The 19,738-nt window shown below is 69.3% G+C and carries 17 protein-coding genes; 6 read left to right on the top strand and 11 right to left on the bottom strand.

The annotated features are described in order from the left end of the window. Both B0I29_RS01185 and B0I29_RS01180 read right to left on the bottom strand, forming a co-directional pair. On the bottom strand, nucleotides 1-252 hold the full coding sequence (locus B0I29_RS01185; protein WP_111646914.1) for a DUF4242 domain-containing protein: 252 nt from the start codon (nucleotides 250-252) through the stop codon (nucleotides 1-3). Between the two features lie 47 nt (nucleotides 253-299). Further along, nucleotides 300-725: an OsmC family protein gene (locus tag B0I29_RS01180; protein ID WP_111646913.1), complete on the bottom strand. Its 426-nt coding sequence runs from the start codon at nucleotides 723-725 to the stop codon at nucleotides 300-302. Between the two features lie 535 nt (nucleotides 726-1,260). Here B0I29_RS01180 and B0I29_RS01175 point away from each other — a divergent pair. Next, nucleotides 1,261-2,139: an alpha/beta fold hydrolase gene (locus B0I29_RS01175; RefSeq protein WP_111646912.1), complete on the top strand. Its 879-nt coding sequence runs from the start codon at nucleotides 1,261-1,263 to the stop codon at nucleotides 2,137-2,139. A gap of 33 nt (nucleotides 2,140-2,172) precedes the next feature. Here the strand turns inward: B0I29_RS01175 and B0I29_RS01170 are convergent, their stop codons facing one another. The 7 genes from B0I29_RS01170 to B0I29_RS01140 form a co-directional block, all read right to left on the bottom strand. Further along, nucleotides 2,173-3,009 (bottom strand): hypothetical protein, encoded by an 837-nt coding sequence (locus B0I29_RS01170; RefSeq protein ID WP_111646911.1) that lies wholly within the window; start codon nucleotides 3,007-3,009, stop codon nucleotides 2,173-2,175. 12 nt (nucleotides 3,010-3,021) lie between these two features. After that, nucleotides 3,022-6,939 carry an FxSxx-COOH system tetratricopeptide repeat protein gene (gene fxsT / locus B0I29_RS01165; RefSeq protein ID WP_111646910.1) on the bottom strand — a complete coding sequence of 1,306 codons (3,918 nt, stop codon included), beginning with the start codon at nucleotides 6,937-6,939 and terminating at the stop codon, nucleotides 3,022-3,024. Beyond that, nucleotides 6,936-7,979 (bottom strand): hypothetical protein, encoded by a 1,044-nt coding sequence (locus tag B0I29_RS01160; protein ID WP_111646909.1) that lies wholly within the window; start codon nucleotides 7,977-7,979, stop codon nucleotides 6,936-6,938. Before B0I29_RS01160 ends, fxsT begins: the two co-directional genes overlap by 4 nt. A gap of 160 nt (nucleotides 7,980-8,139) precedes the next feature. After that, nucleotides 8,140-8,934 carry an AAC(3) family N-acetyltransferase gene (locus B0I29_RS01155; RefSeq protein ID WP_181557638.1) on the bottom strand — a complete coding sequence of 265 codons (795 nt, stop codon included), beginning with the start codon at nucleotides 8,932-8,934 and terminating at the stop codon, nucleotides 8,140-8,142. After that, nucleotides 8,931-11,285: an FxsB family cyclophane-forming radical SAM/SPASM peptide maturase gene (locus B0I29_RS01150; protein ID WP_111646908.1), complete on the bottom strand. Its 2,355-nt coding sequence runs from the start codon at nucleotides 11,283-11,285 to the stop codon at nucleotides 8,931-8,933. Before B0I29_RS01150 ends, B0I29_RS01155 begins: the two co-directional genes overlap by 4 nt. Next, on the bottom strand, nucleotides 11,285-11,458 hold the full coding sequence (gene fxsA, locus B0I29_RS01145; protein ID WP_181557637.1) for an FxSxx-COOH cyclophane-containing RiPP peptide: 174 nt from the start codon (nucleotides 11,456-11,458) through the stop codon (nucleotides 11,285-11,287). The genes B0I29_RS01150 and fxsA overlap by 1 nt, the downstream gene beginning before the upstream one ends. A gap of 110 nt (nucleotides 11,459-11,568) precedes the next feature. After that, on the bottom strand, nucleotides 11,569-12,504 hold the full coding sequence (locus tag B0I29_RS01140) for a DMT family transporter (protein WP_111646906.1): 936 nt from the start codon (nucleotides 12,502-12,504) through the stop codon (nucleotides 11,569-11,571). 73 nt (nucleotides 12,505-12,577) lie between these two features. On the opposite strand from B0I29_RS01140, the gene B0I29_RS01135 reads away from it, so the two are divergent. The 5 genes from B0I29_RS01135 to B0I29_RS01115 all read left to right on the top strand — a co-directional run bounded on the left by B0I29_RS01135 (nucleotide 12,578) and on the right by B0I29_RS01115 (nucleotide 16,758). Continuing rightward, on the top strand, nucleotides 12,578-13,546 hold the full coding sequence (locus tag B0I29_RS01135) for a LysR family transcriptional regulator (protein ID WP_111646905.1): 969 nt from the start codon (nucleotides 12,578-12,580) through the stop codon (nucleotides 13,544-13,546). Then, nucleotides 13,488-14,063, top strand: coding sequence for an HD domain-containing protein (locus tag B0I29_RS01130; protein WP_245972108.1), 576 nt, complete (start codon nucleotides 13,488-13,490; stop codon nucleotides 14,061-14,063). The genes B0I29_RS01135 and B0I29_RS01130 overlap by 59 nt, the downstream gene beginning before the upstream one ends. Before the next feature lie 121 nt (nucleotides 14,064-14,184). Continuing rightward, nucleotides 14,185-15,531 carry an FAD-dependent oxidoreductase gene (locus B0I29_RS01125; RefSeq protein ID WP_181557636.1) on the top strand — a complete coding sequence of 449 codons (1,347 nt, stop codon included), beginning with the start codon at nucleotides 14,185-14,187 and terminating at the stop codon, nucleotides 15,529-15,531. 139 nt (nucleotides 15,532-15,670) lie between these two features. Further along, complete coding sequence (locus B0I29_RS01120; protein WP_111646903.1) at nucleotides 15,671-16,306, top strand: TetR/AcrR family transcriptional regulator; 636 nt, start codon at nucleotides 15,671-15,673, stop codon at nucleotides 16,304-16,306. A gap of 44 nt (nucleotides 16,307-16,350) precedes the next feature. Continuing rightward, nucleotides 16,351-16,758 (top strand): acyl-CoA thioesterase, encoded by a 408-nt coding sequence (locus tag B0I29_RS01115; RefSeq protein ID WP_311733489.1) that lies wholly within the window; start codon nucleotides 16,351-16,353, stop codon nucleotides 16,756-16,758. A gap of 302 nt (nucleotides 16,759-17,060) precedes the next feature. Here the strand turns inward: B0I29_RS01115 and B0I29_RS01110 are convergent, their stop codons facing one another. After that, complete coding sequence (locus tag B0I29_RS01110) at nucleotides 17,061-18,725, bottom strand: PQQ-binding-like beta-propeller repeat protein (protein ID WP_111646901.1); 1,665 nt, start codon at nucleotides 18,723-18,725, stop codon at nucleotides 17,061-17,063. A 39-nt stretch (nucleotides 18,726-18,764) separates the two neighbouring features. Further along, on the bottom strand, nucleotides 18,765-19,610 hold the full coding sequence (locus B0I29_RS01105; protein ID WP_111646900.1) for an oxygenase MpaB family protein: 846 nt from the start codon (nucleotides 19,608-19,610) through the stop codon (nucleotides 18,765-18,767). Nucleotides 19,611-19,738 lie beyond the last annotated feature (128 nt).

Raw genomic sequence — 19,738 nt, 5'->3', positions numbered from 1 at the left:
TCAGCCTTTCGCGCTGATCGGGTAGATCTCGTCAGCGACCAGGCCGTGCGCCTTGGCGTGCACGGTGTTCGCCGCTTCGGCGTCGGGCGCGTCGACCAGGCAGAAGATCTTCCCGGCGTCCTCGTCGACCCAGTACTTCAGGTAGTTGACGCCGTACTCGCCCTGGGTGGCAAGGTCTTTCTCGTGGGCGGCGGCGACGTCGGAGCCTTTCACTCCACCGTCGACGTGGTGGATGTCCATGAACAGCGGCATGTGGTTCTCACTCCTTGGTGGCCCGGGCGTTTCCCGGGCTGGTCCCATCAGAGCGGGGCGGCGTTTGACGCACCGTTTGACGAATTCCTGGTCACCTGCGCGCCAGCCCGGATGGCACGCGGGATCTCCGCGATCTCGTCCACCCGGGCCAGCAGCCCGGCCAGAACGCCGTCGTTGCCGGGGGAGTCGAGTTCCACGGTGTACGTGATGCCGGTCGACGTCCAGGTTGTCGTGTCGAAGGCGCCGGCGGCGGTTACGCGTACCCCATCAAGCGGGATGCCGAGGCCGGCGGCCTCGCGGTAGAGATCGTTGAGCACGCAGCCGGCGGCGGCGAGATGCAGCAGATGGGCCCCGGTGAAGTCAGCCCGGACGGTCACGCCCGCGTCGGTCCACCGATGCGGAAACCGAACAACCCCGGCGCCGGCGTCGTCCTGAAGCGAACCCGCGCTGACAACGACTCCAAACTGGTCCATCGGCTCAGATTAGACACACTCCCGGCACCGGCCGCCTACCGCGCTGCTGTCAGTCACGGGCACTGCGCCCGAAGATCGCGCGATCCGTTCTCCCGTGTCGGTCCGTTCTCCCGTGTCGATTTCGGATTCGATACGCGCCCGAACTCGACACACAGTCCGCAAGTCGCGCCCTGGCCGATCGGCTCGCGCTCGTGGTCGTGGTCGAGCCTCATCAGCGACCGCAAGCGCTGGCCGCCTGCGGCCGGCTTGTGCTCACGGTCGTGTTTTCGGCCCGCGCACGACCGTAAGCACAAGCCGTCTCCGGGTTCGCCGGCAAACGCTGTCCGGGCCGGCCATCCGGCGCCACAGGGCGGTGCCGGCGACCCGCACGCCACGGCGATCTCCGGCGCGGCAGCCCGTCTCCTGATCGCCACTCTGGACGGTCCGCGGTCACACACGCTGCCCTGCTGGGTGCCGGATAACCTCACGGACTGTTGCGTGGCGATTACCATCGATGGAGCGCGGGACAGTTCCACCGCGAATTCGCGCGTCGGGGATGAGGGTTGCCTTGGTGACACGGTTCGAGGTCGGCGTCGGCTCCAGGGTTCTCGCGGTTCAGGTGTCCGGCGCGGCCGACGGGATTCCGGTGTTCCTGCTGCACGGCACCCCCGGCTCGGGCTCCGGTCCTCGCCCCCGCAGCAGCGTGCTCTATCGCCAGGGCATCCAGTTGATCAGTTACGACCGCCCGGGTTACGGCGGCTCCACCCGGCTGCCGAACCGCCGGGTCGTCGACGCCGCCAGTGACGTCCGGGCCATCGCCGACCGGCTGGAGATCAAGCGGTTCGCCGTGGTGGGCCGCTCCGGCGGCGGCCCGCACGCGCTCGCCTGCGCCGCCGTGCTGCCGCACCGGGTCGCGCGCGCCGCCGTCCTGGTCGGACTCGCGCCCTGGGAGGCGGCCGACCTCAACTGGTACGAGGGGATGGCCGACGAGAACGCCAGCAAGCACGTCGCGGCCGACCGCGGCACCGCGGAGATGATGCACGAGCTGCGGGCCCTGGCCGAGCAGACCGCCGCCGACCCGAAGAGTCTCCTGGAAGAGCTGCGTTCCCAGATGTCCGCGCCCGACCTGCGGTTCATGCAGAGCGTGCTGTACCGGCGTCTGCTGGTGAAGAGCTACGCGGACGCGCTGCGCGACGGGCCGTACGGCTGGCTCGACGACATCGTGGCGTTCCGCCGCCAGTGGGGTTTCGCCCTCGACACGATTGTGCCGCCGGTCCGGCTCTGGCACGGCGCGCACGACACGTTCTCGCCGGCCAGCCACAGCCGATGGCTGGCGCAGCGGATACCGCGGTCGGAGGTGCACGTGCAGCACGACGCCGCGCACTTCGGGGCCATGGAGGTGCTGCCGAGGATCCTCAGCTGGCTCGCCGCCTGAGACATAGCTTGCTCTGAGACCCGGCCGGCTCTGTCACGGTGATTCCGGGCCGGCCAGGAGTTCCCGTGCCTCGGTGGCGAACGCCTCCAGTTCGCCACAGAGCTGCAGCAGGTGGTCGACGCTGTGCAGATGGACGATCGCGGCGTTGCGCAGGCGGGTCGCCCTGTTCGCATTGGGTACGCCCCGGGCCAGCTCCTGGTGCCCGGTGGACATGATCTGCCGCTGGTGCCGGAGCGCGGACTCCAGTTCGTTCCAGATCCGTTCGAAACGGGCCGACTCGACGGTCGGCTCCCCGTTGCGGACGCGTTCGCTGAGCAGCGCGCGCAGGTGGTTCCCGTCGATCCGCAGCGGCGTCACCACCCGCTCGTAGAAGAGCCACTGCTGGCTGTCCATGTGAGCCTGGAGCAGATGGGCCGACTCCAGCGCGCGTTCCGGATCGGCGAGCCTGCCGTTGACCACCCGGGCCGCTTCCACGAAGGCGTTCGTGGAGGCGCTCACCTCCTGGACCAGGTCCTGGACGTAGTCGCTGGTGGTGCGTACCGAGGCGGTCAGCTGTTCGAGCGCCGCGCCGTACCGGGCCTTCAGCCGGACCCGTTCGAGCTCCTTCACCTGGTACTCGGCCAGCCGCGCGATGATCACGAGAGCCAGCGGCAGCGCGAACAGCCCGCAGATCAGCTCGGCCAGGATGTTCGTGACGAACTGCAGGCTGCCCCACCGGTTCTGCACGTCCGCCGTGATCGCCAGGATCACCGCGACGGTGCCGAGACTCCACACCCAGTACGTGAACCGGCGCAGCACCGGCGGCGCGGTCCGCCACGCCGAGGAGATCAGCGACGGGATGGTGCTATCGGTGTTCTCCCTGTCCGCCATGGGCCGCCGTCCCTAGAACTGGTGAGGGTCGATGATCCGGTACAGGTACCGGCGCCGGTCGAGCCCGCTCACGATCGGATGCGCCCCGCCGAGCCGGAGGACCACCCGCTCGCGGAGCGCGGCGAGCCGGTCGTCGGCGGGCTCGCCACCCAGCGCCTCCTCGACGAGGGCGAGGTTGGCCTCGTACCGGAAGGTGTTCGGGTGCTCCGGCCCGAACACCCGCCGGATGTCGCCGGCGATCGACAGCAGGGTCTCCCGGGCCGCCTCCGGCCCGGTGCCGCCCTCGGACGGTTCCGCCTCGCAGATCGCCAGGTTCATCTGCGCGGACAGCGTGTACGGATGATCCGGCCGCAGCACCTCGATCATCTCCGGGACCGTGGGCCGGATCCACGCCCGGGATTTCGGCAGGTCGCCGAGCCGGCGTTCGGCGATGGCCAGGTCGTTGCGGCACACGAGCGTGTACGGGTGCCGGTCGCCGAGCGTGCGCTTCCAGAACGCGTGGATCTCGAGCAGCTCGGCCACCGCCTGCTCGCCCTCCCCGGCGCTGTGCAGGGTGAGCGCGCGGCTGAACCGGCAGCTCACCGTCTCCGGGTTCTTGTCGCCGAACAGCAGCAGGAGCCGGTCGTACGACTCGTGGTGCAGCTGGAGCGCCTCGTCGATCCGGCCGATGCTGCGCAACGAGACCGCGTAGTTCGACTTCGTGGTGAGCGTCGACCGGGAGTCCGGCCCGCGGGTCTCCAGCAGGTCGTCGAGGGTCTGCTTGAGCAGGGCGGCGGACCGGTCGAAGTCGCCCGCGTCGCGCCAGTCCCGGGCCAGGCAGGCGGCCGTGCCGAGCGTCCAGAGGCTGGTCTCGCCGTTGACCTCACGACGCCGCAGCCACGCCTCCTCGTCGTGCTGACCGGCCAGCGTGAACTGGCCCATCAGACGGTAGGAGACCGCGAGGTTGTTCTGCGCCGCCAGGGTGCGCGGGAAGTTGTCGCCGTACTGGTCCTGCCAGGCGCGGTAGGTGTCGACGTCGATGTCGAGCGCCTCCGGGTAACGACCCAGGCCGCGCAGGTCGGCCGCGTAACTGCCGCGGGTCATCAGGGTGTGCGGATGGTCGGGGCCCAGCAGCCGTTCCTGCTCGGCCAGCACCCGCTCGTCCAGTTCCAGGGAGGCCTTGAACTCGCCCAGGTCGCGCAGCAGGTTGGCCAGGTTGAACCGGAGCTGGAGCAGTTGCTGGCGCAGGATGCCGGCCTGCTCCGGGTCGGTGGTCTCCTCGAGCTGCTTCTCCCAGATCCCGGCGACCCAATCGGCCCGGGCCCGGCCGGTGGCGAGGTCGGCCTGGACGTAGTAGTACCGGATCCGGTCGATCAGCAGCTGGCGTACCGCCTCGTCGGTGCTGTAGACCGACCGGGACGCGTCGAGGTGCGGCCAGATCATCCGGAACCGGGGCCAGTGCTCCGCGTCCTCGACCTCGCCCTCGGGCCGCGCCTTGGCGAGCACCTGGTGCACCTGCCGCTGGGCTTCGGCGCGCTCCTCTTCGGTCATCCGGTCCCGGACCGCGTCCTGCACCACCTGGTGGATCAGGATCTGACCGCTGCGGTCGCTGCTGCCGGGGGAGCTGGGCCGCTGGTCCAGCCGGAGCAGCGCCAGCCGGTTGATCTGCTGGACCAGTGCGCCGCGCAGCATCCGCTCGGAGACCGCCGGGTTGTGCGGTTTGAGGAACTCCGCCATCTGGTCGCTGTAGACCAGGTCGAGCGAGATCTCCGGCGCCAGCACACTGCACAGCTGGAAGAGCCGGTACGCCGCCCGGTCCCGTTCCCGCAGCCGGTTCAGGGACAGGTCCCAGGTCCGGGCGATGGGCCGGCCGGCGGTGTCGACGAGCGCGACGCTCGGGCCCTCCGCCTGGATCAGTTCGAGGTACTGGTCGACCGGGGTGTTCGACTCGTCGAGCAGTGCGGCGGCCGCGGCGATCGCGATCGGCAGGTCGTCGAGCTGTTCCGCAACGAGGCCGGCGTCGTGCTCCTCGATGCCCCTGACCCGCTGCATCAGGTGATCGATGCTCTCGGCCCGGGTGAAGACGTCGACCTGCACCGGCTGGGTCTGATCGCCCCAGGCGATGTTTCGCGAGGTGATGAGGACGTGCGCGGTCCCGTGGGGCAGGTAGTCGAGGATCGCGTCGGGCTCCTCGGCGTTGTCCAGGATCAGCAGGTAGCGTCGTTTGTCCCGGCTGAGCTCCTGGACGACGGCCCGGGCGAACTCCCGGCCGGACTGCTCGGACTGCAGGTGCAGCCGCCCGCCGAGCTCGCGCAGGGCGTTCTGCAGGTTCTCCTCGGTGTCGGCCTTCAACCAGGCCACCACGTCGTACGCGGCGCGGTAACGGTGGGCGTACTCCAGTGCCATCTGGGTCTTGCCGACGCCGCCCATGCCCTGGAGGCTGACCGCCTGGGTACCGAAGAGCACCACCGCCGCGCCGGAGCGCAGCCGCCCGCGCAGGTCACGCAGTCCGGCTTCGCGCCCGGTGAAGCGGGCGTTGCGGGCCGGCAGGTTCACCACCAGGTGGGGTTCCTCGCCGGGGTAACGCGGCGCGCCGGCCAGCACGACGTCCAGATCGCCGGCGGGCCGGCCGATCAGCTTGAGGATCTCCTCGGCCGCGGCACTGCCACCGAGCCCGGCGATGAACGCCGAGTTCACCGCCGGGATGCTCCGCCACGGGGTGATGTCAGCCGTGTAGATCGCCCGCAGTCCCGGGTCCGGGGTGAGCGCGTCCGCCGTGCCGGTGAAGTAATCGGCGCCCTCAGCCCTGGAGATGATCTTCAGGTGCTGGGCGTTCAGCGGTGAGTCCTTGTCGCCGCCGCCGTCCGGAGCGTGCACGACCCGGAGCCCTCCGGCGAGCAGGACGTGTTCCACCCACTCCAGCCACACCTGGTCGAGGCCGGAGCCGGAGAGCAGCACGGTGTCGGCCTCGGAGAACGGCTTGCGCTCGAACCGCGTGATGATCTGCTGGCGGAGGCTCGTGTTCATCGGCGGCAGCGTGGTGACCTGCCCCTCGGTGATGTGCGAGGCCAGAGCCTCGTACGCGCTGAGGAGCGTCCCGCGGGCACCCGGCGCGTCACCGAAGGTCGCCAGCGTCTCCTCGTACGCGTAATACGCCTGGTAAGGCACCTCGACACCGTGCCAGTACGCCCGGCGCCGGCCCTCGTCGAGACCGCTCGGCAGCTCGGCGAACTCCCGCATCGCTACCGTCCGCCCGATGTCGGCCTTACGCTTCTCGGCCGGGTCCACCCGCATCGGCACGGGCAGCACCCGGATGTCCCGGGGGCTGTGCAGCTGCCGTGCCATCCGGGCCGCACCCTCGATGCCCTGGTCGCTGAACGTGAAGCAGTCCACCAGCACGTCCGGCAGATGGCCGGTGCAGATCCCGGCGATGTCGCTGTGCCCGGTCCGGCTGTCGATCAGGGTGAAGTCGTAGCGGTCCTTCATGTCGGCGCGCATCGCGTCGAAGAACCGGCCGCCGCCCCGATCCTCGTAGAACTCGTCCCACTTGATCTGGCTGAGCCCGCCGTCGTACGCCGGGTTCTGCCGGCCGGCGGAGAGGAAGTCGAGGGTGCCGCCGTCCGGGAAGTGTTCCCACTCCAGCGAGAAGGAGTGCTGCTGGACGCTGGCATAACTGTTGAGCTGGGCGGGGTCCCAGGTCTCTTCGGACGAGTCCCACTCGTACCGGTTGATCATGTCGACGACGCCGCCGGTGCTGGCCAGGAATCGCAGGTCCATGAACGGCGCGAAGTACCGGTGCAGGCCGGGCGACTCGAGGTCCCAGTCGACGGCGAGGACCCGGTGGCCGTTCGCCGCCAGGATCCAGGCGATGTTGGCGAGGGCCATCGTGCGGCCGGTGCCGCCCTTGTAGGAGTAGAACGTGACGACCTGTCCGTTGCGCCCTCTGCTCATGGCAAGTCCTCCCACGGTCCTCGCGAACGCCTGCTGCGAAGAAAGTTCCGGCGGGCCTTGGTGACCGCCTCGTCGATGGCTCGCTGAAGTTCCGGGGCATCCCGGGCGATCTGCACGCCGTTGCGCGTCATGGCTCTCGCCCGGGCGGCCAGATCGTGTGCCCGGCCGGCGCCTTCCGGGCGGATCACCATCACCACGGTCATCCACGGCGGCATGTCCCGGAGTATCCGTTCGGCGATCGAGCGGGCGTTCGGGTCGTCGAGCACCGCGGAGTCGAGCAGCAGCACGCCGGCCGACTCGTGGAAGCCGTTGGCGGTGCCCGGCGCCGCCGGGGCGAGCACGATCTCGGGCAGCAGCGACAGCCGCTGCGCGGCGTGCCGGGCGTGATCGGTCACCCAGCCCGTGTCGGTGCCGAACGGCGACCAGTCGACACCGCGCCCGTGCGGCCGCACCACGGTGATCAGGAATCGGGCCGCCGGTGACCGGGCGGGCATCGGCAGCGCCGGGCGGCTGCGGATCCAGAGCGGCACCTGGTCGGGGTCCTCGGCGGCGGACACCACACGGTCCGCGAGCTCCTCGATGATCTGCCGCAGCTCCGCGGTGTACGCGCTGAGCCGGCAGATCGAGACCATCCCGTACTCCGCGTACTCCTGGACGGCGGCACCCAGCGAGGTGGCCTGGGCGAGGCCGTTGACCCGGCGTGCCGGAAGGTGCGGCTCCCAGAGGACCGGGTGCACGAAGGGCGGCTCGTCGGAGTCGTTGAGGCGATGCAGCCGGTTGCCGAAGTCGGCCGGCGGCTCGTGCAGAAACTCCCGGCTGTAGAGGGGTACGAGCACCCGCACCCGCGGGACACCGTTCGCCAGCGCCTTGCGGGCGTCGCCGGCGGTGGCGAAGTAGAGCGAGCCGCGGCGCAGACCGTACGGCGGGTCGGCGCGGCGCTGCACCTCCAGGTCGAGCCGGTGATAGAACCCCTCGACCCATTGGTTCGGGACCGACGTGCGCGCATGGATCAGCGCGAAGTACAGGTCGGGCGCCGGCACGGTCGAGATCCGATCACGGTGCCCGGAGGCCGGGCATGTTTCCCGCAACGCGCACGTTCGCTCCGATCCCCGATCCAGTTACGACCCGGAGTTCAGCGTAACGGTCCCGTTCCACTGTGTCACCGACGGAGATCAATGCCAGGGTGAGGCGAAGCGCGGATCAACCGCGATTGGTGGTGAACCATTCCTCGGCCTGATCCACCGCCGGTGCCAGTGGGATCAGGTGAGCCGCCGCGCCGCCCACCCGGCCGGTGGTCGCCCAGGGCTGCCGGAGAAGATCTCGTCCCGCTTCGCCGAAGTCGCTGTCGTCGAGCTTCAGCGCTTCGAACCGCTCCATCCGGCGCTGACCATTTTCGGTCACGAAGCAGGAGTACTCCATGACCTTCGCAGGCTGCGGAAGCCGGTATTCGGCGAGGTGCAGCGCCGTGCACTTCTCCATGCCGACGCCGAGCAGCAGAATCGAGGCCCCGCCCTGGTAGAGCGCGCCCAGCGGCGAGCGCTCACCGAGGTGCGAGCGGAGATCGTGGTCGCGGACGATCGCGGCGGCGTCCGGGCCCAGCGCCGCGAAGGAGGTCTGCGGGTGCCGGCTGCGCAGCGCGCCCGGATGCGAACGGATGTGCTCGGCGAAGCTCCCGACGCCGTACGACGGTGTGCTGTCCGGCTGGAAGCCCGGCATCCCGGCCACGTACCGGGCTCGGGCGGCGTTGCTCATCCCGGCCGTGGCGGTCCGGTGGACCGGGCTGGTCAGCGAGTTGTTCGGCGTCTGGGCGGGCACCACGATCGTCCCGGTGGGCCCGGTCACCTCGCGCAGCGCGGCCAGCAGGGTGGCCGGCCCGCCGTCGACCCAGCCGATCCGGCGCATCGAGCAGTGCACCAGCAGGGCGCCGCCCTCGCCGACGCCGAGCGCGGTCAGATCGGCGACGAGGGAGGTCTTGGTGAGGAGCAGCCCGGTCACGGCCCCGCGGTCTCCTTAAAAGCCGCGGTCTCCTTGAAAGCCCCGCTCTCCCAGGAATCGAGCGTCGCGGCCATCCCGTCGACGAATGACGTACCCAGGGGAGTCAGGGCGCCGGTCGCGCGCAGTGCGGCGATCGCGTCGACGGTCCAGCGGTGGTACATCGCGTAGAGCTCGGGCGCACGCGGATCGCGGCCGGCCCGCAGGCGCCAGACGTCGGCCACCGCGGCGTGCGCGTAAACGCCCTGCAAGGCCGCCTCGACCGGCCGGGACTCGGTTTTCCAGCCGACGGTGATCGACGCCTGCGAGTCGGGGTCGTGCAGGTCGTAGAGGTCGCACAGCGCGCCCAGCTTGGCGTGCTGGAACTCGTGGACCAGCAGCACCGCGAGATCGGCCGGGCCGGCCGGCGCGGCGGAGAACGAGCCGAACGCGTCCATCGCCGTGGACGCGCGCTGCTTCCCGGCCGGGTCCTGCTCCAGCGGCATGATCACTTTCAGTCCGGTACGGAGCGCCGGGGCGTACGCCGGCAGCTCCGTGTCGATCAGTCGCCAGGCCTCCGTCAGCGAGTCGCGCCACCGTGCGGCGGCCGGTTCGTCCAGCCGTCCCGCGGGTGTCCAGCCGTGACAGTCACGGGCCGGGTCGGCGTCCTCGATGCGCACACTCCAGCCGTCCCGCGCGACGTGCCGGGCCGGCTGCCAGTGCGCCGACGACTCCTGCTGGGACAGATCGACGGTGAGTACCTCGTGGTCCGGCCCGGTGAGCCGCAGCTTGCCGTGGTCGACGGCGATCCGGGCGCCGGCGGTGACCGCGTCCGGCCAGTACAGCGTGCCGACCGTCGGCAGGGCGACCACGCCGCGGTCGATCCGCACGTCGGTCTCCATCGGCACGTTCGCGTGCACGGCCGCCGCGGCGGCGAGCCCGCCCAGGTAGGGCAGTCCCGCCGGATCGCCGGTCCGGAGCATGCCGACCGCCCAGGCCCGGACGTACGGATGGGCGAGCACCTGGCGTACCGCCTCGGCGTGCCCGATCTCCAGGTCGGTGAGCGCTCGCCAGCCGGCGGTCTCGCCGAACTGGTCGATCGTCGCGGCGACCAGCGCGCGGGTGACCGACTGCTGCTGCTCGGCCAGCCAGGTGATCGTCGCCTCGTCGCCGAAGCCCGAGGCGATCTGGGCGATCACGTCGGCAGGACCGGTGTGTTCCGCCGCGGCATCCGCGTGCATCCGGCTCTCCTCGTTGGTCCGGTCGATCAGGACGCGCAGGTCGGCGCAGTAGACCGACGGGTTGTCGAATCCGTGGCCGGTGCGGTACCGGTGGGCGTAGAGGCCACCGGCGCACTGCTGGACGACCGGGCAGGTACGGCAGACGGCGCCGAGGCCGGTGATCCCGGTCTGCCGGACCGCGATCGGCCGCAGCCGGGAGACGTCGTCGACCGGGTGGGTGAGCACGCTCAGGCCGGTCGCGGGCGCGCCGTCGTACGCGGTCTTCACCGAGTCGGCCTGCTCGTACGCCCCGCTGGTCTCGATGACGACCATGTCGACGGTGTCCGCGCCGAGTTGCTCGGAACCGCTCGGGCCGCCACTCGCGGTGGAGTGCAGGCCGTCGAAGAGCCGGATCCGCATGGGTCGCCCGTCGGCCAGCCAGCGGCGGTGGATCACGGACAGCCAACTCGCATAGGGCGTGGGATCACCGTCCGGACGCAGCGGCGGATCGTCCCAGGTGGCGTGCGGGAGCAGGAAGTCGACGGCGGGCGGGCGCTCGGCGAGCAGAGCCTCGTAGACCCGGTCCGGGGAGTTGCGGACGTCGATCGTGCAGAGCAGTCCGGCGTACAGCTCGCGGTAGGCGGGGGTTCGCAGCAGCGCCAGGGCGGTCCGCACCTGGTCGAAGCTGCCGGCGCCGTTCGCGAACCGGCGGTGCCGGTCGTTGGCTTCCCGGTCGCCGTCGAGCGAGACACCGACCCGCACGCCGTGGCGCTTGAGCACGTCAGCGGTCTCCGGGCCGAACCGCACGCCGTTCGTCTGCATGGTCAGCGAGAGACGGGTGACCTCTTCGATCGGTTCCCGGATCGTGGTGATCAGTTCGTCCAGCCCGGCGGCGCCGAGGAGCAGGGGCTCGCCGCCGTGCACGACCACGCGAACCCGGGGCAGTTCCCAGCGGGCGGCGTGCTCGGCGATCCGGCGCGCGGCGGCCCGGGCGACGTCGCGCGACATGGCCCGGGGCTTGGTTTTCCAGCTCTGGTCAGCGTGCTCGTAGACGTAGCAGTGGTCGCACTTCAGGTCGCACCGGCCGTGCACCTTCAGAACGAACTGGCTCAGCGGATGGGCTCCGCCGGCGTCACCGCCCGCCGGGCCGGGCATCAGTGTGCTGACTGGAACGCGGCCACATCCAACCGCTTCAGAAGGGCTTCCTTGTCGACGATCCGCCGGACCACGCGGTCGGCCTGCTCGGCGCGGATGTCCCGCAGCGGCGTCTCATTGATGACGGCCAGCGGCCCGACCAGGTTGTCCGCGGTCGCGACTTCGGTGTTCACGATATCTCCAGGTCATATCAGATTCGAGGTCTCGCGACCGGCTCAACGGAGATTGCGCCGGATTGGTTATCGCTGGTCCGGGTTCGCTGGTTCAGGGCGCGAACCACCCACTATCGTCCCACAGCGTTTCCAACCCGGTACTTACTTTGAGAATCAAGCGCTGATGATATTGACGTCTTTCCGTCACGACCAGATCTCAATTGGAGGATGACAACTGACGAGAGGACCAGCAGGCCACCGGCCGATTGGATGGCCGTCAGCGACTCGTGCAGCAACATCGCCGCCAGTGCCGTCGTGACCACCGGCTCGAACGTGGAGAGGATCGCCGCCGTCGACGGTCCGGTCCGGCGCAGACCCGCGAAGAACGCCATGATCGGCAGCACTGTGGAGACCACGACGATGCAGCCCAGCCAGAGCCAGCCCTCGGCGCCGAATCTCAGGTCGACACCGCCGCCGATCAGCGAACGGATTCCCAGCGCCGCGGCCGCGCCGGTCAGCACCAGTGTGGTCAGCAGCAGCGGCGGCATCCGCCGCACGACCCGGTCCGAGCAGAGGATGTACACGGTGTAGGTGACCGCCGACGCGAACGCCAGGATCACCCCGATCGGATCGATCGGCACACCGCCCGCGCCGAGCAGGACCAGCAGCACCCCGGCGGACGCGGCGAGCAGCGCGGCGACCCTCCCGGGCGTCAGCCTGTCCCGGCCGAGCACCACCGCCGTCACCGTCACGAGCAGCGGATACAGGTAGAAGACCAGCGACAGCAGCGACGCGTCCATCCGGTGCAGCGCTGCGAAATACAGGCTCGCCTGGGCCGCGTACCCCAGGGCTCCGAGAGTGAGGGCCGCGGCCAGAAGCCGGCCGGGGGTCTTGATCTTCCGCTTCTCTCGCCGGATGGCGAGGAAGGCGGCCATGACCACCGCTGCCAGACCGAAACGGATCAGCAGCAGCGCGGCGGGGGAGACGCCGGCTTCGAAGGCGAGCTTGCCGAAGATGCCCAGCGCGCCGAAGCAGACCGCGGAGACGAGGCAGAGAACGGGACCCATGACGTCGAGCTTTGCCCCGCTGACTCGTCACGTCCAGTGATGATTGATGGAGCTGACTGGTTAGGATTTGTGCATGGTCACGCTCGATCTTCGCCGGTTGCGCTTCCTCCGTGAGTTCGAAGTGCGTGGCACGCTGGGCGCGGTCGCGACGGCCCTCGGTTACAGCCCGTCGGCGATCTCGCAGCAGCTGACGCTGCTGGAGAAGGAGACGGGCGCCACGCTCTTCGAGAAGTCCGGGCGCGGCGTGCGCCTCACGGACGCGGGTCGCCTTCTGGCGAGCCACGCGGGGCTCCTTCTCACTGCCGCCGACGCGGCCATGGCGGATCTCGCGGCCCAGACCGATTTTGTACGCGGAACCGTACGTCTGTCCGGCCTCCAGTCCGCCGCCCGCCGCCTGCTGGTCCCGGCGGTCGCGAGGCTGGCGCTGTCCTCACCCGGCATCCGTGCCGAGGTGCGCGAGCTGGAGGTCGAGCAGGCGCTGCCGGAGCTGCGACTCGGCTCGGTCGATCTGCTGATCAGCGACGAGTACGACGGCCACCCCCGCCCGCGCCCGGCCGGCCTGCGGTTCGCGCTGCTGCACACCGAGCCGCTGAAACTGGTGCTGCCGGTCAGTCATCCGCTCGCCGCCGCGGGCTCGCCGGTGCCGATCGCGGCGCTGCGTGACGAGGTCTGGACCACCTCCGATCCGGGGACCGGCCACCACGCCATGGTCGTCGGCACCTGCCGTTCCCTGGGCGGGTTCGATCCGGATCTGCGGCACCGCTGTTACGACGCGGAGGTGCAACTGGAGCTGGTCCGGCAGGCCGGCGCGGTGGCTCTGCTGCCGCTGCTGACCCTGCCCGCCTCCGACCCGGCGGTGGCCTTTCGCGACGTCGCCGAGCAGAGCCTGGGACGACGGCTCTACGTGGTCACCAGGGAGGGCCCGGAGGCGCCGGCCCTGACCGCCTTTCTCGCGGCTCTGGGCGACGTGGCATCTTCTCTACGTGATTCCGACCGAGACCCAGATCCGCGAGATGCACCGGCAGGCCGCGCCGAGCCGTGAGGCGTTCGACTCGGTGTGGACGCATTGTCAGATCGTCTGGGGTGTCGCGGCGCAGCTTCTTCATGCAAAGGAAGATCAACTTGATGTCGATCTGGTGAAGGCCGGCTGCCTGCTGCATGACATCGGGGTCTACCGGCTCGCTCCGGACGACAACTACGTCCGGCACGGCGTGCTGGGGGAGGAGCTGCTGCGCGAGCTGGGGCTCCCGGACGTGCTCTCCCGGTTCTGCTCGCACCACACCGGGGTCGGTATCTCCGCCGAGGACGTGGTCCGGCAGGGGCTGCCGCTGGCGCCGGCCGATTACCTCGCCGAGACCGCCGAGGAACGTCTCGTGATGTATGCGGACAAATTCCACAGCAAATCGACGCCGCCGTCGTTCGTGACCACTAACACATTTATGGCGTCGATCAGTCGGTTCGGAGCGGACAAGCCGGGCCGTTTCAGCGCGCTAACCAGGGAGTTTGGGCAGCCTAACCTTACCGTGCTAGTAGGCGAGTTCGGCCATTCTGTCCGCTGATGAACCGGTTCGGGCCCATGAGATCGACTTGATCTCAACCTAGGTTCAAGTTTTAGAGTCTTGGCGGTTTCCTGTCGATCATCGGCGTGGCCGGACTCAAGCGCGAGTGAGGGATTTACCTATGGATCGCCCCCTGCGGGTTGCTGTCATCGGTGCGGGACCGGCCGGCATCTACGCCGCCGATCACCTGATCAAGGCTTCGGAAACGGTCACCGTCGACATTTTCGACAAACTTCCCACCCCCTACGGCCTGATTCGGTACGGAGTGGCACCCGACCACCCGCGGATCAAGGAGATCGTCAACGCGCTCACCCGGATCCTGAACAACGAGCGGATCCGCTTCATCGGCAACGTCGAGTACGGCACCGACGTCAAGCCCGAGGAGCTCAGCCGCTTCTACGACGCCACGATCATCGCGTCCGGCGCCGAGAAGGACCGGGCGCTCGACATCCCCGGCGTCGAGCTCAACGGCAGCTACGGCGCCGCTGACTTCGCCTCCTGGTACAACGGCCACCCCGACGTGGCCCGTGAGTGGCCGCTCGAAGCCACCGAGGTCGCCGTCATCGGCGCCGGCAACGTGGCCGTCGACGTGGCCCGGATCCTCGCGAAGACCGCCGACGAGCTGCTGGTCACCGAGATCCCGGACAACGTGTACCAGGGTCTGAAGACCAGCCCGGTCACCGACGTGCACCTGTTCTCCCGTCGTGGCCCGGCGCAGGTCAAGTTCACCCCGCTGGAGCTGCGCGAGCTCGACCACTCGCCGAACGTCGAGGTGATCGTCCACCCCGAGGGCATCGAGTTCGACGAGGGCAGCCTCCAGGCGATGCGCGACACCCGGCACGTCAAGATGTGCGTCGACATCCTGCAGAACTGGGCCGTCCGCGACCCGCGGGACCGTCCGCGCCGCCTGCACCTGTACTTCCTCCAGGCCCCGGTCGAGGTGCTCGGTGAGGACGGCAAGGTGGTCGGTCTGCGTACCGAGACCCAGGAACTGACCGGCGACGGCTGGGTCCGCGGCACCGGCGAGTTCACCGACTGGCCGGTCCAGGCCGTATACCGCGCCGTCGGGTACCTCAGCACCGCGCTGCCCGACCTGCCGTTCGACACCAAGACCGGCACCATCCCGCACGAGGCGGGCCGGATCCTCGACCTCGACGGCGAGCACATCCCCGGCATGTACGTCACCGGCTGGATCAAGCGCGGCCCGGTCGGCCTGATCGGCCACACCAAGGGTGACGCCAACGAGACCGTCCAGAGCCTGCTGGCCGACACCGAGAAGCTGCCGGCTCCGGTCGAGCCGTCCGCCTCGGCGGTGCTGGACTACCTGCGCTCGCGCGACGTCGACTTCACCGACTGGGAGGGCTGGCAGAAGCTGGACGCCCACGAGGTCACCCTCGGCGAGCCGCACGGCCGCAAGCGGGTCAAGGTCGTCGCCCGCGACGAGATGACCAACATCTGCAACGGCTGATCTGTTTTACGGCTTTACAGCTTTACAGCTTTACGGCTTTACGGCTTTTCGGGCCCGGCGTGCATCGCGCGCCGGGCCCTGCCGTGTTTGTGGGCCGGATTATATTTACGAACGGTCGGTCGTTTTGTAGGGTCGGGGCATGACTCAGGACGGCAGGCTGATCCGGGGCGAGCGGACCCGCACCGCCGTGCTCGATCAGGCGCTGCTGCTCGCCACCGTCAACGGGCTCGACGGGCTGTCGCTCAGCCAGGTCGCCGACGCGCTCGGCGTCAGCAAGTCCGGCCTCTTCGCGCACTGGCGGTCGAAAGAGGCCCTCCAGCTCGCCGTGATCGACCACGCCCGGGCCCAGTGGACCTCGCTGGTGATCGGGCCCGCCCGGTCGGCGCCGGCGGGCGTACAGCGGCTGTGGGCCGTGCACGACTGCCGGCTCGCCTTCTACGAGTCCCGGGTTCTGCCCGGTGGCTGCTTCTTCGCGAACGCGCACTTCGAGTTCAACGCCCGGCCCGGCGTGATCCGCGAACGCCTCGCCGCCGAACTGCGCGACTGGATGGCCTTCCTGACCAGGACAGCCGCCGACGCGGTAAGCCTCGGGGAGGTTCGTGCTGACGTGAGCCCGGACGGTCTCGCGTACCAAACGGAGTCTTTGGGGATTTGCGCCGTCATGCAGGCGCCGGTCTTCGGGACGGAACCGACGTTCCACCGCGCCCGCCAGGCCCTGCTCGAACATCTGCACTCGATCGTCACCGACCCCACGACCCTCCCGGAGCTGACATGACCGCCGCGCTTTCGTCCGTTTCCTCGGTTTCCTTTGGGGATGTCGTGCACGTTCCCGTCCACTTCGACGACCTGGACGCGATGGGGATGCTGCACAACTCCCGGTACGCGGTGCTGGTCGAGCGCGCCATCTCCCTCTGGTGGGCCGAACGCGGCGTCTCGTTCGCCGGCGGCCGCCCGACCACCCCGGACGCGTTCAACGTGGTCCGGGAGTACGGGATCACGTTCAACCGCCCGGTCCTCGGCACCGGCAACGTGACCGTCCACTTCTGGCTGGAGAAACTCGGCACGTCGAGCGCGACCTACCGCTTCCGCGTGACCTCCACGGACGGCGAGACGGTGTACGCCGAGGGCCGCCGCGTGAACGTCCGCCTGGACCCGGCCACGATGCGCCCCTCCCCGTGGACCGACCACGCCCGCACCCTGGCCACCACAATCCTCCAGCCCAGCTAACCTTCAGCGGCGAACCACCCGCGCGATTCAGTGCGTTCGCCCGCTGCCTCCTCGCCGCTCGTCCCTTCTCGAACTGGCAAGTATCGGCTGTTTCGAGTTTGCCGTTCTGTGGATCGGTGGCGGGTTCGAGCGGCGCGGCGGCTCTCGGTGGGAGGCGTTGTTCAGATCTTGTGCGGTTCGGCCGGCCGATCGACCGCAAACTCACGAGTAGGCGGACGCCAGGGCGACGGGGCGCCAGGGCGACGGGCGGCCCGGCGGGGGACCGGCTGAGTGCGGGCGGCCTGGCGGGACGCGCTTGAGGGCTACTTGGCGAACCTCTGCGTCACGTAGTCCTTTTCGGTCACGCAGCCGAGCACTCTCGTTGTCCACGCGCAGGTTTCGGTGCGGACGTCGTAGGCCGCGCCCAGCTCCACCGGCGGGTCGCCCACGTGCTGGCCGGACAGGGACTCGTCGATCGGTTCGGCGGTGAAGATGTGGCCGAAGCGGAGCATGTTGCCCGAGTCGATGCGGGCTACCGAGCCCGGGTGCGTCCAGGACGTCGCGCCCTTGTCGTCGAGCAGGGTCGTGTTCGTCTCGCTCTGCACGATGACCGTGTTGCCGATCGGGAAGACCCTGATGATCTCGGTCAGGGCGCCACTTTCCCAGGCCGGCGCGCCGGACAGGGACAGCCTGACCACGGTCTGCGTCTTCGCGCCGTCGACCGTTTTCACGAAGCAGACCAGGTCGTCGCCGCACGGGGCCAAGCCGGTCAACTCGGTGTCGGGCTCGGCGGTGTAGAGCAGGTTCGGGCTGCCCGTCTCCAGGTCGTAGGCAACGATGCGCTGAACGTTTCCGGACTCACGGATGATCAGCTGGCCGTTGTGGGCGTACACCTGGTCGTCGGCGACGGCTCCGGTCTGCCAGCTTTTGCCGACGGTGCCGGAGTTCATGTCGACCAGGCGTACCGAATGGTCGGCGTTGATCTGCACGAGCCGCTGGTCGGTGAAGGCGGGGCTGAACGGGCGGCCGCGGCCGCTGGTCGGACCGGTGAGGTCCTCGGGCGCGCTGATCGGGAGCGTGCGGGTGCCGGTGTCCGAAAGGTCGGGAAGGCGCCAGCGTTCATTTCCGGTCGTCGCGTCCAGGCCGATCAGCCGGTGGCCGGACGCGTCGACGCGCACCGCCACGTCCTTGCCGAAGATCATCTGGTCGTCCTTGCCGAGCAGGATGTCCCAGAGCAGCTGGCCCTGTTCCGAGCCGAGCACCACGGTTCGTTTCGGGGTGGTCTTCACCCCGGTGGTGCCGGTGATCATCACGCCGTAGGAGAGCGCCATCATGCCGGTCCAGCGCTTCGCGGTGCCGGCCGCCGTGCTGCTCCAGGACGGCTGCGTCGAGTAACCGTCGACCGCGGTCAGCCCGACGGCACCCTTCACGTCGGAACTCGCGAAATAGATCCGGTCGCCCGACACGGTAGCGTCCGACCAGGCCGAACTCACCGGCACGACAGGCGAGAAGTGCTGGCCCTCGGCGAGCCGTTCGAAATCGAGCGCCGGATAACGCGGCCAGAAATAGACGACCGCCGCCGTCGCGACCGCCAGCACCATGGTCAGCAGCGACGCGAGCACGACGACAAGCCAGGTCCGGCGACGCGGCTTGCGCTCCGCGATTTCTTCCTTCGGGTACGCGTAATGCCCGTCAACCGGAGTGTTGAAGCCCGCCGCGTGCCCCGCCCAGGGGTCGACCGGGTCACCGTAAGGCTGATCAGAACGCGCCACCACGACCTCAGTCGCCGGCTCGGGATCAGCAGCCGGCGCGACACCGGGGACAAACGCGGCAGCGGCCGGAGCCTCGACCTCTGAATCCTCCGAAGCCGAAGCCGACGGCTCCTTAAAAGCCGAAGCCGAACCCGACGGCTCCTCCGGAGCTGCTGATTCGTCCGGAATCAGAGGCTCCTCCTGATCCTTTTTGTCCCCCGCCACCGGATCAGACATGCCGCGCCTTTCACGTTCACATTTTGCTGGTCCGTCATGCTACATAGACGGTGGTTTCGGATGGGTGCCCAGCGTCGCGACGGTCCAGCCGTGTGGATAGACGGCGCTGGTCAGGCGCTCGATCACCTGCGATGTGTTCTCCTGGGGGCCGGCTCGTCCGACCGTACCCATGACCGCTCCGGAAAGCCGGCGGCGAGTCGCTGAGGGTGACCGAAGTCCGCAGGCTCGCAGGACTCGGGGGTCGACCTGGGCCAGCAGGATCGGGCGGATCATCGGGCGCAGCGGGCGCGGCAGCAGCGTGACCAGGTAATTCATGAAGGCGTCGGTGAGCCGGCGGTTCTGCGGTTCGTAAGCGGTCTGCGTGTCGAGGTAGTGCTCCCAGAACTCGCGCATCGCGGAGAGTGACGGCGGGAGCGGGCGGTGGGAGCCGAACGCGCGTGCCTCGTGGCTGTAGTGCAAACGCAGGGCTTCGCGCTCGTTTTCGGTCACCGGGCGCCAGCCGAAGCGGCCGGCGATCTCCAGGGACATGAGCGGGATATCGCAGCCGACCGCGACGAAGTCGTCCGGGTGGATGTCGTAGGAGCGGTGCATCGCGTTGACCCGGCGGGCGGCTTCGCGGCCGGGGCCGGGTTCGAGGCCGTGTTCCAGGACCGCGCCGGTGAGCAGCGTGGTGTCGATGAACCGTTTCGCGGTGTGGTGCTCGAACTGGCCGGTAGCGCTGAGGATCCGGGACATCCGCGGGACGGCGAACGTCATCAGGTTCCCGGTCACCGCCTGCAACAACATGATCGTCGCGAAGTCCTCGTAGAAGAGTGTCGTGATCTCGCGGTGGTCGGTCTCCGGGTCGAGCGCCTCGATGCGGCGTACCCGGGCGAAGCGGTCCATCGGTCGATTTTAATGTCTTGAAGTGACTTGAGCAGTCGCTCAAAAGCGTCTACGGTTCCGTCTTGAGCGAGTGCTTAAAAGAGCTCGCCAACGGGGGAGGTTGATCGTGGAACGTGTCCGATTCCGGC

Source organism: Actinoplanes lutulentus, from assembly GCF_003259845.1.
GTDB classification, from domain to species: domain Bacteria; phylum Actinomycetota; class Actinomycetes; order Mycobacteriales; family Micromonosporaceae; genus Actinoplanes; species Actinoplanes lutulentus.
Note: the sequence above shows the minus strand (reverse complement) of the source record. Positions and strands in the feature narration are given on the sequence as shown.

What these genes read in the sequence shown, in the direction of transcription:
- B0I29_RS01185 (WP_111646914.1), bottom strand. Translation starts at nt 252, where the DNA reads ATGCCGCTGTTCATGGACATCCACCACGTCGACGGTGGAGTGAAAGGC.
- B0I29_RS01180 (WP_111646913.1), bottom strand. Translation starts at nt 725, where the DNA reads ATGGACCAGTTTGGAGTCGTTGTCAGCGCGGGTTCGCTTCAGGACGAC.
- B0I29_RS01175 (WP_111646912.1), top strand. Translation starts at nt 1,261, where the DNA reads ATGAGGGTTGCCTTGGTGACACGGTTCGAGGTCGGCGTCGGCTCCAGG.
- B0I29_RS01170 (WP_111646911.1), bottom strand. Translation starts at nt 3,009, where the DNA reads ATGGCGGACAGGGAGAACACCGATAGCACCATCCCGTCGCTGATCTCC.
- fxsT (WP_111646910.1), bottom strand. Translation starts at nt 6,939, where the DNA reads ATGAGCAGAGGGCGCAACGGACAGGTCGTCACGTTCTACTCCTACAAG.
- B0I29_RS01150 (WP_111646908.1), bottom strand. Translation starts at nt 11,285, where the DNA reads ATGCCCGGCCCGGCGGGCGGTGACGCCGGCGGAGCCCATCCGCTGAGC.
- B0I29_RS01140 (WP_111646906.1), bottom strand. Translation starts at nt 12,504, where the DNA reads ATGGGTCCCGTTCTCTGCCTCGTCTCCGCGGTCTGCTTCGGCGCGCTG.
- B0I29_RS01135 (WP_111646905.1), top strand. Translation starts at nt 12,578, where the DNA reads ATGGTCACGCTCGATCTTCGCCGGTTGCGCTTCCTCCGTGAGTTCGAA.
- B0I29_RS01125 (WP_181557636.1), top strand. Translation starts at nt 14,185, where the DNA reads ATGGATCGCCCCCTGCGGGTTGCTGTCATCGGTGCGGGACCGGCCGGC.
- B0I29_RS01120 (WP_111646903.1), top strand. Translation starts at nt 15,671, where the DNA reads ATGACTCAGGACGGCAGGCTGATCCGGGGCGAGCGGACCCGCACCGCC.
- B0I29_RS01110 (WP_111646901.1), bottom strand. Translation starts at nt 18,725, where the DNA reads ATGTCTGATCCGGTGGCGGGGGACAAAAAGGATCAGGAGGAGCCTCTG.
- B0I29_RS01105 (WP_111646900.1), bottom strand. Translation starts at nt 19,610, where the DNA reads ATGGACCGCTTCGCCCGGGTACGCCGCATCGAGGCGCTCGACCCGGAG.